The sequence below is a fragment of the Pseudoalteromonas sp. 0802 genome, assembly GCF_013350085.1.
In the GTDB taxonomy this organism is placed as follows: domain Bacteria; phylum Pseudomonadota; class Gammaproteobacteria; order Enterobacterales; family Alteromonadaceae; genus Pseudoalteromonas.
Window position 1 is genome coordinate 193,635 of record NZ_JABVXE010000004.1, and the last position, 15,282, is coordinate 208,916.

At 39.6% G+C, this 15,282-nt stretch carries 15 protein-coding genes; 8 read left to right on the forward strand and 7 right to left on the reverse strand.

Annotated elements, in window-relative coordinates; all coding sequences use genetic code 11:
- Positions 1-169: 169 nt before the first annotated feature.
- From HUS61_RS10295 to HUS61_RS10310, 4 genes are all read right to left on the reverse strand, one after another.
- Positions 170-1,144, reverse strand: a complete 975-nt coding sequence (locus HUS61_RS10295; protein WP_175082810.1) for a transposase — start codon at positions 1,142-1,144, stop codon at positions 170-172.
- 226 nt (positions 1,145-1,370) lie between these two features.
- Positions 1,371-2,750, reverse strand: coding sequence for an alpha-amylase family glycosyl hydrolase (locus tag HUS61_RS10300; RefSeq protein ID WP_175082809.1), 1,380 nt, complete (start codon positions 2,748-2,750; stop codon positions 1,371-1,373).
- A 244-nt stretch (positions 2,751-2,994) separates the two neighbouring features.
- The gene (locus tag HUS61_RS10305; protein WP_058586260.1) at positions 2,995-3,195 is read right to left on the reverse strand and encodes a hypothetical protein; all 201 of its coding nucleotides are present in this window, start codon (positions 3,193-3,195) and stop codon (positions 2,995-2,997) included.
- A gap of 225 nt (positions 3,196-3,420) precedes the next feature.
- The gene (locus HUS61_RS10310; RefSeq protein ID WP_175082808.1) at positions 3,421-5,211 is read right to left on the reverse strand and encodes an ATP-binding protein; all 1,791 of its coding nucleotides are present in this window, start codon (positions 5,209-5,211) and stop codon (positions 3,421-3,423) included.
- Positions 5,212-5,491: 280 nt separating this feature from the next.
- On the opposite strand from HUS61_RS10310, the gene HUS61_RS10315 reads away from it, so the two are divergent.
- The 5 genes from HUS61_RS10315 (at position 5,492) to HUS61_RS10335 (ending at position 8,764) form a co-directional block, all read left to right on the forward strand.
- Positions 5,492-5,791 carry a hypothetical protein gene (locus tag HUS61_RS10315; protein ID WP_063528276.1) on the forward strand — a complete coding sequence of 100 codons (300 nt, stop codon included), beginning with the start codon at positions 5,492-5,494 and terminating at the stop codon, positions 5,789-5,791.
- Positions 5,792-5,978: 187 nt separating this feature from the next.
- Complete coding sequence (locus HUS61_RS10320) at positions 5,979-6,824, forward strand: HDOD domain-containing protein (protein WP_063528277.1); 846 nt, start codon at positions 5,979-5,981, stop codon at positions 6,822-6,824.
- A gap of 154 nt (positions 6,825-6,978) precedes the next feature.
- Entirely contained in the window at positions 6,979-7,698 is a 720-nt protein-coding gene (locus HUS61_RS10325; protein WP_175082807.1) for an SIMPL domain-containing protein, read from the forward strand.
- 3 nt (positions 7,699-7,701) lie between these two features.
- Positions 7,702-8,451, forward strand: coding sequence for a hypothetical protein (locus HUS61_RS10330; RefSeq protein ID WP_175082806.1), 750 nt, complete (start codon positions 7,702-7,704; stop codon positions 8,449-8,451).
- 79 nt (positions 8,452-8,530) lie between these two features.
- A complete protein-coding gene (locus HUS61_RS10335) occupies positions 8,531-8,764 on the forward strand; it encodes a hypothetical protein (protein WP_054564076.1) in 234 nt (77 codons plus the stop codon).
- Here the strand turns inward: HUS61_RS10335 and HUS61_RS10340 are convergent.
- Genes HUS61_RS10340 through HUS61_RS10350 form a run of 3 tightly spaced genes read right to left on the reverse strand, consistent with a single transcriptional unit; the run spans position 8,761 to position 12,746 of the window.
- A complete protein-coding gene (locus HUS61_RS10340) occupies positions 8,761-9,141 on the reverse strand; it encodes a diacylglycerol kinase (protein WP_175082805.1) in 381 nt (126 codons plus the stop codon). The two genes, HUS61_RS10335 and HUS61_RS10340, sit on opposite strands and share 4 nt — an antisense overlap.
- A gap of 20 nt (positions 9,142-9,161) precedes the next feature.
- Positions 9,162-10,787, reverse strand: a complete 1,626-nt coding sequence (locus HUS61_RS10345; protein WP_258536012.1) for a phosphoethanolamine transferase — start codon at positions 10,785-10,787, stop codon at positions 9,162-9,164.
- Positions 10,788-10,802: 15 nt separating this feature from the next.
- Positions 10,803-12,746, reverse strand: coding sequence for an LTA synthase family protein (locus HUS61_RS10350; RefSeq protein ID WP_175082804.1), 1,944 nt, complete (start codon positions 12,744-12,746; stop codon positions 10,803-10,805).
- 175 nt (positions 12,747-12,921) lie between these two features.
- Here HUS61_RS10350 and HUS61_RS10355 point away from each other — a divergent pair, with 175 nt between their 5' ends.
- The 3 genes from HUS61_RS10355 (at position 12,922) to HUS61_RS10365 (ending at position 15,269) form a co-directional block, all read left to right on the forward strand.
- Positions 12,922-13,596 (forward strand): response regulator transcription factor, encoded by a 675-nt coding sequence (locus tag HUS61_RS10355; protein ID WP_175082803.1) that lies wholly within the window; start codon positions 12,922-12,924, stop codon positions 13,594-13,596.
- On the forward strand, positions 13,596-15,005 hold the full coding sequence (locus tag HUS61_RS10360) for a cell wall metabolism sensor histidine kinase WalK (RefSeq protein WP_175082802.1): 1,410 nt from the start codon (positions 13,596-13,598) through the stop codon (positions 15,003-15,005). The genes HUS61_RS10355 and HUS61_RS10360 overlap by 1 nt, the downstream gene beginning before the upstream one ends.
- Positions 15,006-15,080: 75 nt before the next feature.
- Entirely contained in the window at positions 15,081-15,269 is a 189-nt protein-coding gene (locus HUS61_RS10365; protein WP_054553751.1) for a DUF3185 family protein, read from the forward strand.
- Positions 15,270-15,282: the final 13 nt, after the last annotated feature.

Here is a 15,282-nt window from a genome sequence, read left to right on the forward strand (position 1 = left end):
GCTAACTCTAAGAGCAACTAGTTTAGTCGCTCAAAATTAATTAACTAAATTAATCTATACATCAAAATGTTATGTTTACAAGATTTTGTAGGGCATTGCCTGAGTAGTACCTGATTTCGGGCAGGCTTAGTCCAAAGGCAGGTTACTTTAAACATTTTCGAGTTTCAGTTTAGGCAAATAGTGCACGACTAGTGCTAATAGAGCTTCTTCGTTTTCGTTTCATGTGATTTGCATAAGCAGTTATAGCTTGCTCTTTACCAGCCGTATTTTTAAACGAGCGGGTAAAGGAAGTGGTGAGTGTAAGCCAGTTGTCAGTACAAATATCTAGTCTTTCAAGTATTGGTAACGCATTTTCTGGGATTGTCCCTGGCTTATCTTCTCGTATTGAACGGCCTGTCCAATCTACAAGTTGCAGATATGTCTTGAGCTCAAATGGTAGTCCCTTAGGCATATGTTTACGTGTTTTACCTGCAAAGCGCATAAGTGATTTTGGTTGCTTATTATTTTGAGCTGCATAAATTCTAGATTTAATACTGGTGTAGTCAGATTCTTCTGGTAAATCAGCCGCTTTTGCTCTAACAGGGTTTAAATCAACATATGCAAGGCAAGCGGCAAGTGCTGCTTCATCAAGTAAAGCTTGTGATTTAAAGCGACCTTCCCAAAATCGTCCTTTACATTCATCCTCTAGATTCGCTTTTCGTGCAATACCCTCGTTAAGAACTCGCATAAACCAACTAATGCTGCTGAGCCGTTCTCGATATAAATTTACTCTGGCATTAACCGCAGCGAGCTCGGTTTGTGTTAGCAATTCGCCATTTAAGAATCGTTGGCAAAGGAATGTACTTTTGAATAATTTGTGCCATCTAATAAGAATCGCTTTATTATTTAGACGCTTAGCTTTTGCTATATCAATGTGAAGAACTAGATGAGTGTGATTACTCATAACCGCGTAGGCACAAATATCAATACAAAATATCCTGCCAAGTTGAAATAGTTTCTTTTCAACCCAATCGCGCCGGTGTTCATATGAACGACCCGTTAGTGGATCTTGTCCGCACAAATAGGCGCGACGAACGCAGCGTGATATGCAGTGATAGTAAGGTGTATTTGAAACGCTTATTAAGTTTCTACGGGGGGTTGCCATGCTCTTCTCCTCCATGAGTTGAACAATTTAAGTTTAGTCATAATTTTGAGAAGTGAGAAATTTTAAGTTGGGTGTCTAGTTAGAGGTTTTTTAATAGGTTTAGCTCTGTGGAGTGATAGAAATTAATATGGGTGTCTTATTAGTAAATTAATTGATTATTTGATCCCATAGCTTTAGTTATGGGATCAAATTTGGTTATTTTGAGTAAGTAGAGTGAGGCTGTAAGTTACTCTACAAATACTCTAAATCCCCATGCTGGAATTGTAAGTTCTGTTGTTTGAGCAAATTCTATTTCTTGCTTTGAAAAAGCATCAGTGTATTTACCTAAAAACAATGGCTCTTTAAAGCTAACTGTTTGTGGCTCTTTCGATAGATTGAATACGGCAAATACTTTATCGTTGCCTTTTGCACGAACAAAGCTTAGCACTTGTTTTGGTGCGCTGTTTGGTACATGCACCATGCGGCCGCCAAATTGGCCATTCCACAGAGCTTCATTACTATGTTTGAGTCCAAATAGTGATTGGTATAAATCACCAATGGGGTGCTTTTGCCATTTGATTGGGTCTCGTTCGAAAAAGGCGAGGCGTTTATCGTTACCTGCCTCTTGGCCGTTGTAAATCATAGGGAAGCCTTCGCCAACGACAGATAATGCAATAACGGCTTCAAGTGCATCGCCATAGTTTTCGAACATGGTGCCTTCCCATGCATTTGTGTCATGGTTGGCAACACCCACAAGGCGATAAGCTTCTGCTGGGAATGCACTTTCGTTCCATGAGTAATAAACGAAGAGGGCGCTGACATCTGCATGGCCATTTACGATTTTATGCATGTGCTCAGACCAAGACCACGCGTAAGTCATATCAAAGGCTTCGGCATGTAAATCGCGAGACTCCCACTCAGCCAGCATTAAAACAGGCTTTATGTTATCAAGCTCACGGCGGACGTTATTCCAAAAATCTACCGGCACAAAGCCAGCTACATCACAGCGATAGCCATCAATACCGACTTCTTTTACCCAGTATTTCATCGATTCTGTCATGTATTCACGTAGAGCAGGTTTTGAATAATCAAAATCAATAATGTCAGACCAATCCCACCACGGTGTTGGCCTAAATTGGCCTTTGTAGTCTCGGTCGTACCAATCGGGATGTTCAAATCGAAGCCTGTTATCCCATGCACTGTGGTTTGCTACCCAATCTAAAATGACGTACATCCCCATATCATGGGCTTTGTTCACAAAGGCTTTAAGGTCTTCTAATGTGCCAAACTCAGGGTTTACTTTACGGTAATCTTTTACAGAATAAGGGCTGCCTAAACTGCCTTTTCGGTTTTCTTCACCAATCGGGTTTATGGGCATAAGCCAAATAATATCAACGCCTAACTCTTTCAAGCGTGGCAATTGCTGCTGTGCTGCATTAAAGGTGCCTTCTTTAGTGAATTGACGCGTATTTAATTGATAAAGCACCGCATTTTTTGACCACTCAGGATGAGTTAGTTTTACGTAAGGCTTGGGCTCATAGGCAGTGTTTGTAGTTTTAGTGTGTGTACATGCAGTAATGAGGCTTAGTAATAAAATAAGCAAACTTTTGGTTAGCAATGAATTCATATCAGGCCTTGTTGTCGAATAAAGGTGTTGTATGAAAAAACAACACTTCGACTAAATATATACCCTGAGCTAATATTTACAATTAAATGCATACGTATTCACAGTGTGGTTACATAATCGATTAAGTAGCAATATTACGCTTAATTATATTTGGATGGGGGCTAAATACTTAAATGATTAAATTGGATGGTGGTATGTTAAACGACAGCAAGAAAAAGCGAAGCTGTCGTTTAAATATGCCGAGCTAGGCTGAAATCATAAAAGTAGATTTACTGGCATCCCAGCTGATCAGTTTTTTAATTTCTAGCTCTTTTATAATGGTTAGTAATTCAGAGTCACTTAGGCAGCAGCCTTGTTTTAATGTATCGAGTGATATCTCTTTATTACGGCTATGAAGCTTAGAGGCCAACATAATACGGTAGATTAATTTTGACTTACGGTTCATAACGCATCTCCTCCACATTTTTGTGATAGCATTTTAGTTGCTACTTGGTTTTATAATTTGGTCTAATGTGTACTGATGATTTTTTCGACTATGAGGGATCTTTTTAGCCAAGTCAATCAATATTGGATGAAAATTACACGATCTTGAATCAGCAGGAGAAACGTAGAAGTAAAGTTTTAAGTCATTGAAAATAAAGTGAAGGTAAAAATTTTCTGCTTGGGAAGCCTAGTCTATGAGCTCGTCACGGCTAATTGCAATGACATCATGCAGCGCTTTAAATAGTAAATGCTTTTCAATGGGTTTGCCTACGTGGCCATTAAAACCACAATTCATGTATTCGATGATATTTTCTTTCATCACGTTGGCAGTCAAGGCAATAACAGGCACCTCTTTATCAATACTACGAATATGTGAGCAGGCTTCGATTCCCCCCATAGTTGGCATTTGTATATCCATTAAAACTAAAATGGGATTGAGTTGTTTAAATAGCTCGACTGCTTCAGCGCCATCTTTTGCAAAATGAAGCTCTGCGTTGGTTTCTGCAAGCATTGATTTGATGATCATGGTGTTGAGTGGGTTATCTTCAGCAATTAATAGTGTTTTAGCCGATAAGTCAGGTGCGGTTACATCAGTAAAGCTATCATGTAAGTGTTGCTTTTCAGATACTTTGAGCGGTAAATAGACGGTGAAATGGGTGCCTTTACCGAGCGCGCTGTCAACATCAATAGTGCCGTTCATGCGGTTAATAAGATTCGCGGTGATCGACATTCCTAATCCAGTCCCGCCAAAACGTCGCGTTATACTGTTATCGGCTTGCTGAAAACGGTTAAACAGATGCATTAAACCTTCTTTATTCATACCGATGCCGGTATCAATCACTTCTATCTCAACACCTTGCTTTTGGTTTTGCAAAGATTTATTAATCTTTACTTGCACGCCACCTTGCTCGGTAAATTTAACGGCGTTAGAAACCAGGTTTAAAATAATTTGTCGAACCCTAACTGGGTCTCCTATCCATAAATCTTCAACGTCATCGTCTATATCTATGTTTAATTCAATTGCTTTTTCGTTACAAAGCGGCAGAAAATCAGAATTGATCGACTCAACAACCTTCGACATCGAAAAATCTACCTGTTCAATATAAAGCTCGTTCGCCTCCATTTTCGAAAAGTCTAAAATGTCGTTGATGATGGTAAGGAGTGACCGACAAGAAAACAACGCCTTAGAAACAACTTCTATATTTTTCGGTTTTTGAATGTTCGGCTGCAAAATTTGTAAAAGCCCCATAATGCCATTAAGTGGGGTGCGTATTTCATGACTCATATTGGCTAAAAATTCTGATTTTATTCTCGCACCTTCTAATGCACGCTCAGTTAGCTCAATCTGTTGTTTATAAGAGTTAGAAAGCTTTCTAAAATAAATAAGCAATATGCTAGTTAGCAATATGATTGTTAACACATGCACGATGTAAGCAATTTGGAAGTTTTCATCAATGGCGATGCTTTTATCTTGAAGCATTAACTTTACATGTCGCTCGAACGCGGCAAGTGCCTTCAATGCATCTGTATCATCTACTTTTACAGTGGTATCTATCTGCTCGCTAGTCGCGCCGTTAGCTATCATTCTTAAAACAATATCGAGTTTGTCTTCATATTCAAGAACCGTTTTTTTAACGTCAGTAAGTGCAGTTTTGTCGTATTCTTTTATTGCGCTAAGCTTGGCAAGGATCTCTTTTATTTCGATGAGTTCCTTTTCAATGGGCGGTAGGTATAGCTCTGTATTTTTTCTGAGCACTAGGTTTTTAAAATGGTGAATAAAGCCACCATACCCGAGTTTTTGAATTAGCTTGTCGTGTAGAACATAAACGTTAGCGGCGGTTTTTGAATAGTCATGCCATTGAGAGTCGACATTTTTGTAAAAGAATAATGAGGTAACAGTGAGCGACGTTACTAATGCAATCACGATAATTGCATTCACTTTCAACTTGTTTTTAGTTTGCTGCAGTGCTTTTGTCATCAGTTTACCGCACCTATCCTGTTGTTAATTTAAGCATAGCAGTATTTTTTTCGTTCACATAAGAAAGGGGTTAATTCAGAATGACTTTTTATGAGGGTAATAAAAAATCTTAATAACTAAGGTAAAAGTAACTTAAAGCGAATAATTAAGTTTTTTATAAAAATATTTTAAATCAATAGCACTGTACTTTTTTCGTACTTATTGTATCTTAAGTTGGTACGAAATTTTTATGATTTAATTGAGTGTAAGCCACACTCATTTGTTAAGTGGAGTAAAGGATATGCACGCACACACAGTCAAAGAATCAACAGCGACTATTCAATCGGGTGTCGCAAAAGCGGATGGTAAGCTTTTAGTGACTGAGCAAGAGATTGTTTTTGAACCGTTTAATAAAGAGTTAGGCTTAGGTCCATACACACTTTCACGAGCGCACATCAATAACGTTGATAAGTGTTCGGGTAAAGGCGCGGGTATTCTACCAATTACAGCAGATGGAATTCGCATTACTTTAAATAACAACGATGTATTTGAGTTCATTCTAGCAAACCCAGATGAGTGGCTAAGCGTACTTGCTCACTAAGCAAATCTTCAAAAAGACGGCACATTATAGCAAGTTGTCATAATGTGCCGTGTTAGCCTTTCATTAATTATTTTCCTTTCTTCGCAACACATTGATCTCAAACAATACTAAGGCGAACTTCTTAGGTTACTTTACACATCTAAACCATTAAATTGCTCGTTGCTTATTAACGGAGGCTCTTGGGCAAATGATCAACTTAGATGAACAACGCCTAGTTTCGCTTGAACGCGGTTTTCATATTCCACCAAAACCTGAACTATTGAGCCAAATTGCCGATGAAATGCAAAAGTCGGATGCAAGCTTAGATAAAATAGCTCAGCTAATATCAAGAGACATCAGTCTTTCAGCTTTATTATTAAAAACAATAAATAGCCCGGTGTTTGGTTTACAACGCACCATTAGTGATATACGCCAAGCGGCGATGTTTTTAGGCTTAGATCAGCTTAATCGGCTAGTAACCTTGGCCTTGCTTAAGCAAAACTTTAAAGGCAATGCCTGTATTAGCTTAGAGCGCTTTTGGGATGAGTCGGTTGAAGTTGCGAATGCCTGTGTACTGCTAGGTAACAGTTATAAGTCATTAATGCCAGTGGATGAGCTTTACTCTTTAGGGCTTTTTCATAATGTCGGTATTGCTGCAATGGCATTAAAATTCAGAGATTATGTCGAGGTTCTTAAACAAGCAAACCTAGCAAAAGAGCACGCGATTACCGACCTAGAGCAGGCTCGTTATCAGTGTGATCATGCGGTGATTGGTTATTTTATCTCGGTATCTTGGCACCTTCCAAAGCCACTTTGTCACGTTATTTTAAATCATCACAACACGCACTTTTTAGAGCAAAACAATGATGAGCAACAACGTATGGCGTATGCCATCTTAAAATGTGCAGAAAGTGCTGTGGACTATGCCCGCCACCAACAGTATTCGAGCGAGTGGTTTAAAATTAAAGAGCAGTGCTTTGCAGAGCTGGGTATTGTTGATCAAGATTTTGCCGATATGGTCGAAGATTACGTCGACAATGCGATGGCAAGTTAAAGCCAATTAGCGTTTATTTCCTATCATCTTAACTTCGATGAGTTTGCGAGTGGTGAGTTATCATCACTCGCTTTTTTACATCGAAAGAAAGTATGCATTACTATACTTTCCTGCTGTAGCAAGGCATCATAACTTTTTCTAGGGAGAGGTTACGATGCTTAAATTACTGTTACCATTAGTTTTATGTTCAAGTTCTGCGATGGCTGCAACAAGTCTGCCGGATAATCGTCATATTGTTGTTAAAGGTGAGGCAGTTGTGCGTACAGCCCCCGATAGGGCTGATATCACGTTAGAGTTTGAAGCTGTAAAAGCTGAAAGCGTGCAGGCTAAGCAGCAAGTCGATACGCAAGTTAATGAACTCCTGGCGGGCTTAAATAATTTCTCAATAGACGAAAAAAGTATCTCTGCGGGGCGAATTTTCGTAGAGCCGAACATGCGTTATGACGAAAATGATAACCAAGTTAAAGATGGCTTTCGAGCCACGCGCAAGGTCAAAGTCAGCCTTAAAAAACTCTCCCTTTTGGACGGCTTTTTAAACTTTGCGCTTAAAGTGGGTGTCAATCAAATCGATCAAATTCAACTTTTATCAACCAAAGCCTCAGATTACGAGCAAGCCGCTCTTGATAAAGCAGTTGCGAATGCCAAACAGCAGGGAAGTAGCCTTGCAAGCGCATTCGAAGCGAAACTTGGTCGGGTGTATAGTATTCAATCGCAAGAGATAGGTAGTCACTTTGGCTATGGTAGCAATACAAATATTGAACGAATCATGGTCACGGGCTCACGTATTAATACAGTCCCAGAAGGTAAGTATTTACAAGAATCGATTACCTTCAGAGCAAGTGTCAATGTTGTGTTTGATTTGGTGGTCGAGTAATTAATGAGATTTTTTAAGTACAGCGTTTATCTATTCCTTTTGTTGATGGCATTCAGTGGTCTTGCCGCAACAAAGCACATAAATATTGTCAAACCTGTGGTTGCGGCATTTAAGGCAGGTGATAAAGCTGCCATTGCTAAGCGAGTGCATTATCCACTGCAGCGCAAAGAGCCGCTGCAAGCAATTGAAAATGAGCAAATGCTTATAGAAAACTTTGAGCAAATTTTTGATAAAGAGTTTGTCGAAAAAATCGTGAACTCAAATATTCGCCATGATTGGGAAATGATGGGGTGGCGCGGCATCATGTTTGATTCAGGCAAATTGTGGTTAGACTTTGATGGCTCTATTTGGGCTGTGCCTTATGAATCAGAGGCAGAAAAAGCACGACGTGAAGCACTGATTGACGAGCAAAAACAAGCATTACACAAAAGCCTTCGTGAATTTATAAAGCCGATATTAACGTGGCAAACAAAACAGCATTTAATTCGTATCGATGAACTGGCTGATAATCAGTACCGCTATGCAGCATGGGGGATTGATCAATCTATGAAAGATGAGCCAAGCCTTGTGATCACAGGGGGCACGTTAAGTTTTGATGGCAGTGGGGGCAATCATTTTTATACCTTTACTAACAACGGTTATCGTTACGTTTGTCATGTAACAGTGCTTGGTACTGAACACTCATCGCCGGGGCTTTTAGAGGTATTCAAAAATAATGTACAAATATTGTCTGAGCCTGCTTCGAGTTTTTAGGGGATTTTTCTTATTTTGAACTACACTTATTCTTTCAAAGGAGTCTCGCTTAAAGGGGCCTCATTTAAAGGAGTAAGTTGTGGGTACAAAATTTTGGATATTAAGAACCACTAAAGTTTTTACGCTGGTGGCAATTTTGTTATTTATGGTGGAAATTCTAAAAGGTCACGAGACAATGAGCGCATTAGGCTTTGCGCTACTTTGGTCATTTATTGCAACGGCCATTTTTATCGCAACCCGTTTATATCATTCATCAAAAGGGCGCCACTGTGCACTTTGTAATGACACCCCAGATGATAAAAAAGCGAGTTAGCTTAGGTTATTAACAAACACGCCGCCCCATACCAACGCACAAATTGATAGAGCAATCAGTACGGCTGCAGATCCTAAGTCTTTAGCTAGGCCTGATAATGGATGAATTTCAAGGCCTATTCGGTCTATGGCGGCTTCAATTGCCGTATTGACGACTTCAGCAAACATCACAAATAGCACTGATACAAGCAGCATAATTTTCTCATACAGACTAATCTGCCATACAAAAACCACCGCTATGGCAAGTACCAACAGTATCAGCTCTTGTTTAAAAGCAGACTCATGCTTTGCCAACCACGTGAATGCTCGTTGGGAGTTTTTGAATGCAAGGCGAATACGTTTAATGCCAATGGGTTTGTTAGTGCTATCAAATTGCATAGTATGAAATCTCTATTTCGTTAGCTTTGTGTTGAGCAAGCATTAAAGATATCTTGCTTTGGGTGATATTCAGTGCTTTGTACATGGGTTAAGCCTAGTAGGGTGTCAAAAATGTTATCGTGCGAAAAAGCATGATTACGCTGCTGTTCGATACATTGATTAAAGCGGGTATCGGCTAGTTTATTACTCCAAAACAGCATAGGCACTTGGGTTTGCTCTTTAGGCGCTAACGCATACGGAAAGCCATGTAAGTACAAGCCTTTTTCACCTAGTGATTCACCGTGATCTGAAACATACAGCAGGGCTTTGTCATCCGCCTGACTGTTTTGCAGTAAATTAATAAGTTTACTCAGCACTAGGTCGGTATAAGCAATGGTATTATCATAGGTATTGGTAAGTTGCTCACTGCTACAGTTTTGGATATCGCTACGTGGGCAATCAGGCAAAAATTTACTGTCTTTTTCTGGATAGCGGCGATAGTAGGTTGGCCCATGTGAACCAATCATATGTAATACCACTAGTTGGTGCTTTGCATGACTTTTGGCAAGCTTTGCAGCCAATTCTTCAACCAGTACTTCATCAAAACAATAGCGTCCGTCACAAAGTGGGTTGCTCTTTGTTGGTTCTACCGTTTCTGAGTTTACCCGCACACAAACCCCTTTACAGCTGCTATTGTTATCAATCCACGTTACTTCGACACCACTTCGTTGAATGATATCTAGGGCATTTTCTTGGCTTTGCGCGATGCGCGAATCATAGTGATTGCGATCTAAGCGCGAGAACATACAAGGTACAGAAATGGCCGTTGCGGTGCCACATGAACTAACATCACTGAAATATTTAACGCCAAGTTTAGGGGTATATTGATTAGTTGGCTTGTCGTAACCTTGCAGTGAGAAATTTGCTGCGCGTGCTGTTTCGCCTACCACCATAATCGTCAGTGAACTTTGTTGCTTAGCTAATAGGTGCGGTGTTTTATCTAAGACTTTAAATGGTAAAGGTGGATAAAAATAATTATCGCGCAGGTACTTATAGCCCGCAGTATAAAATGCAAAGGGGGTAATGTAGCTGGTTAATTGACGATTATTACGCCCTACAGAGGCGTAATCTTTATAAAAAGGAACGGCAATAACAGCTACAGCAATAAACGCTGTAACGTTAAGAAGCGCAAAGCTTTTAAGACGAACACGAAAGTTTCCGACAATTTTAAAGCGAGAAAACAAGTAAGCAGGCAGTACGCCTAGCGCAGTAATAAAAGCGATAACTTGTACATTAAGGTATGAAAAAGCCTCACCTGAATTTGTCTCTAAGATATTTTGCAGCATGCTTTTATCAAAGATAACACCGTAATTTAAGGTTGCATAAAACAACAACGATGAAACCACGATGCTTGTTAAAAGCACGGGTTTTACAAAGGTGATTAGCGATAACCAACTTAACACCATTGCCGTCACTGCTAATAAGAAAAACGGTACGCTTGCTATAAATAACCAATTGACATGTTGAGGTTTGCTGGCTGCTTCAAGCATGTTAAATAAAAACAGGCCATTAAATGCAATAACCAAGTACAACGACACCAGCCAGACAAATTGGCTGTAGCTAACGTGCCATTTTTTAGTAAGGAGTTGTTTAATTTGCATGCTCATAATCATTCCTCATCGCTACGATTTATTTGGTAAGCGATACAACTGTTCGGTATAAGCTAAATTGCTAAATAAGACGTGTGCTAAGGCTTTTTTGGCAAGCTCAACTCTGCTATCTGTGTTATCGATGGCAACTTGCGTTTTACTTGTAGAGTCATAGCGCCAATAGCTCACTTTTTGGTTTGGCATCAGGATCACGGCTTCACCATTTTCTACGTAAGCAAAGTTGTCGTAGTACTGCATCATGGCGCGCTCAACAGGGTATTGTTGAGTTAAATCATAACCAAGCATGGGGGTTGCTTGCTCAACGCCTAATAACGACAACAAAGTAACAGGTAAATCAATTTGGCTGACTAAGCGTGTATCGCGCTTTGCATCCATATCACTATTTAGGATCACAGCAGGGATGTGGAAAGATTTAAGCGGCACAGGCTCAGAACCAAACACGCGCACATCATGATCTGCAACGACTAAAAAGACGGTGTCTTGCCAGTAATCTTGCGTTTGTGCCTTCGCGATGAATTTACCAAGAGCATAGTCTGCATATTTGATTGCTAGATCGCGTTTGTAGTTTTCTGGGTCGTGGCCTTCAGGCAGTGTTACTTTACCCTCTGGAATATCGAATGGGTCGTGGTTACTTGAGGTAAACACAAGGCTGAAAAATGGTTTGCCTGATTTATTTAGCTCACTTAGCTCTATATCAGCTTGATTGAACAAGTCTTCGTCGCTTGCTCCCCATGACGAAATAAACTCAGGGTTTTGCATGTCATTAATATCGACAATATCGCTAAAGCCATTGCCTAAGAAAAAGCTTTTCATATTATCGAAATGACTTTCACCACCATAAATAAATTGGGTGGTATAGCCTGTGCGGCTTAATACATCAGCAAGTGAGAAAAAGTTACGCTGAGATTTAGAAAGTTTGACCACCGAGCGCGAAGGTGATGGGGTAAACCCAGTTGTTACTGCTTCGATACCTCGAACAGAGCGTGTGCCAGTGGCGTATAAGTTATCAAAGCCCCAGCCTTGTTGATAAAGCTTATCGAGCTCAGGAGTCACACCTATGCCACCTAGTTCGCCAACAAAGCGTGCGCCTAAGCTTTCTTCTAAAATGATCACTAAATTCTTTTGTTTGCCTGTGTTAAAAGGTGTGTTGTTGGCAAGGGTAGGGATACTCTCAGTGATAAACTGCTGTTTATAGGCTGCTTGCTTTACTGTTTGTAAAATCTCATCACGTGGCATAGTACCGTATAAACTACTGGCATTTTTTTCATTGCCCATATTCTTAATAGCAAATGCGACACTGTAAGTTGAATTAAGTGCCAAGGAGTTAACTAGTGAGTCACTTGAAAAGTACACTAATGCAGGGTTTAACGGGCGATGGCTTACAGTGCCTCTTGCGCTAATTAAGCAAATTAATAAAGCCGTAACGAGTATCCCCACTTGGCTAACCGTTTTAGCATTTTGCTGTTTGCTAAATGCAGCATTAATATAACGATACGTAAACACACAACTAAGCGTTGCAATAATTAAGGTGCTTATCATGGCAAATAGGTGGCCATGTAATAGCATAGAAAAGACTTCTTGAGGGTAGTCTAGGTATTCGACAAATAAACGATTTGGTCGTACATCGTACTGGGTAATAAACGCGGGAGTAGAAGCCTCTACAACCACGATTAAAGTTATAACTATACTGCTATAAAAAGTAAAAACATGCTGAAATAAAGCGGTTTTGCTGCGCAAAAGTACATTAGCGAGTAACATTAAAACAGCCAAGGCTGACAAGTAGCCTAAGCTGCTTAAGTCGACTCTTAAGCCTCCAAATAAAACGGCTAGGCTATCGCCATCAGCTAACCTTTGGTGTTGCCATACAAGCAAGGTAATTCTCGACAGTATAAATACTGACATTAAAATTAATGAAAAACGGAATAAAGGTTTTAAAACAGAAAGTTTTGTTGTCATAGTCGTACTTACTTAATCGAAACTACGGCAATACTAGGAATCGAAACTTAAGAAATCCTTATGGTAATCTTAATATTTTCTAAACTAGAAAAACTTCAGTAAATCTTAAGTGGATCTTAAGATTCAAAGCGTAAGCTGATGACGCTAAAGCGCTTTTTACCTAAATGAGTAACATATGAAATTGTTGATTATAGAAGATTCGGTGTCATTAAGACGTAGTCTACGAATTGGTCTTGAGAACCTAGGTTTTACTATTGATGAAACCGGCGATGGCGCTGAAGGTTTGAGTATGGCAATGACAGGTGAGTACGAATTAATCATACTCGACATTATGTTACCCAGTATTGATGGCATTACGTTATTACAAACCATAAGAGCAAAGCAGCTTGACGTTCGTGTGCTTATTTTATCTGCCAAGCAAGAACCAGAAGATAGAGTGAAAGGACTACTCACCGGGGCCGATGACTACCTGACCAAACCATTTTCGTTTGATGAGCTGCATGCAAGGTTATTAAATTTAATGCGTCGCGGCGGCCTGAAAACAATCAGCGATGTGATCCGCATCGATAACTTGGCTTTAAATTTACAATTAAAACTTTTGCAAGTTAACGACACTGTCATCGATTTCACCCCCAACGAATATAAAATAGTCGAGTGCTTGTTTAGTAATCAAAACAAAGTGATCACAGCCGAAAAGTTAAGTACCTATATTGCTGGGCAATATGACTTAGTTTCAAAAAACTCCATTGAAGCGCACTTATCATCGGCGCGTAAAAAGGTGAGGGCAGCAGGTGGCGAGTTACCTATTCAAACTAAGCGTGGTTTTGGTTATATCATTCAAGGAAAATAATGAAATCAATTCGCAGTAAGTTAGTAACCACATTATCGATTACTATAACTGGGCTAGTGCTGAGTATTTTAGTTGCAACCGATATCGCCGTTGATAGTTGGATTGATAACGAATTTAATCGTGGTTTGAAATCAAAAGCCGGCATGCTTATGTCATTGATTGATATTGACGAAGAAGAAATTGATTTTGATTTTTCAGGGCAATTCATGCCTGAGTTTTCTGGCAGTACAGAAACTGAGTATTTTCAAATTTGGTCGCAGTCTGGCGTGTTTGCGCGTTCAGAAAGCTTGCATCTTTTCTCACAAAAGAATCTACCTCTAGAGAAAATAAAGCTTGGCGAGACAAAAATCATCAATACTGAGTTACCTGATGGTCGCAATGGCCGTGTTATTTACACTCGCTTTATACCGCCTTTAGACCTAGACGATGATGAAGACTTTATTGAGGGCGTTAACACCTCTTTGCAACAACCCATAACCTTAGCTTATGCGGCTTCATCAGAAGAAGTTGACTTTGTTTTATGGCTCATCGACGTTATTTTTGTTGTTTCTACTGTGTCAGTAATCGTATTTATTCGTCTATTTGTGCGTAAATCGGTCGACAGCTCTTTGGCGCCGCTGAATAAACTAAACCGGGATATTAGCCGGCTCAGTATCGCTGATAAAAATGCCGTGATAACAATAAAAGAGCCTGTTAAAGAGCTGCAACCCATTGTTGATAGCTTAAATGCCTTTATACGGGAAAACCGCCAGCTTTATTTTCGTGAAAGACGCTTAACCTCGGATATTGCTCATGAGTTAAAAACGCCTATAGCTGAGCTTATTAATATGGCTGAAGTGGCCATTCGTTTTCCAAATGAAAAAGAGTTTGAGGCAGATTTTAAACCCGAAGTGCTAAAAATCAGCCAGCGTTTAAAGAGTATTGTGTCGAACTTATTATTACTGCATAAGTACAGTGATGAAGCACTTCCAAAGCAAGATGCATGTGATTTAAACCAGGTTATTTTACGTACCTTAGAAAAATATGATTTAGAGCGAATTAAGTTTGAGTTTCAAGATGATATTCCTGCCATTGTCAGTAATTTATTTGCCCTTGAATCAATCATCACCAACCTTGTAAATAACGCCAAGCAATATAGCCCTGACAAGAGTGATGTAACTATAAGCACGCTACTGAATAAAGAGAATAAGTTGCAATTCTCTGTTATGAATGAGTTACAAGTACCCTTAACAGAAGAAGATATAAGCCAGTTATTTGATCCGCTTTGGCAAAAAGACAGTGCCAGAACCTCTAATGATAACTTTGGGTTAGGCTTATCTATTGCCAAAGCGTTAAGTAAAGCAATTGATGCTGAACTTCAGGTGTCGTTAAGTGGGCAAAACATAACCTTTAGTTTGATTATTTCTTAAGGCTTTGCAGGCGTTTAATATGTGTGCAACACTGAGGTTATCAAAAAGAAATTAATAACAATAAGGAACAACACGATGGGAAAAATTATAGGTATTGCTTTAATCGTTATTGGTGTGGCGCTAGCCGTATGGGGATATAACGTGTATGACTCTGCAAGTGCGCAAATCAGCCGCACGTTTAGTGGTGATACACCAATTGAAGCTTGGCTAGGTATGGTCGGGGGCGCAATTTGCGCAATTGTGGGTATTTTAAAAGTTAAATAACCACAAACATTGA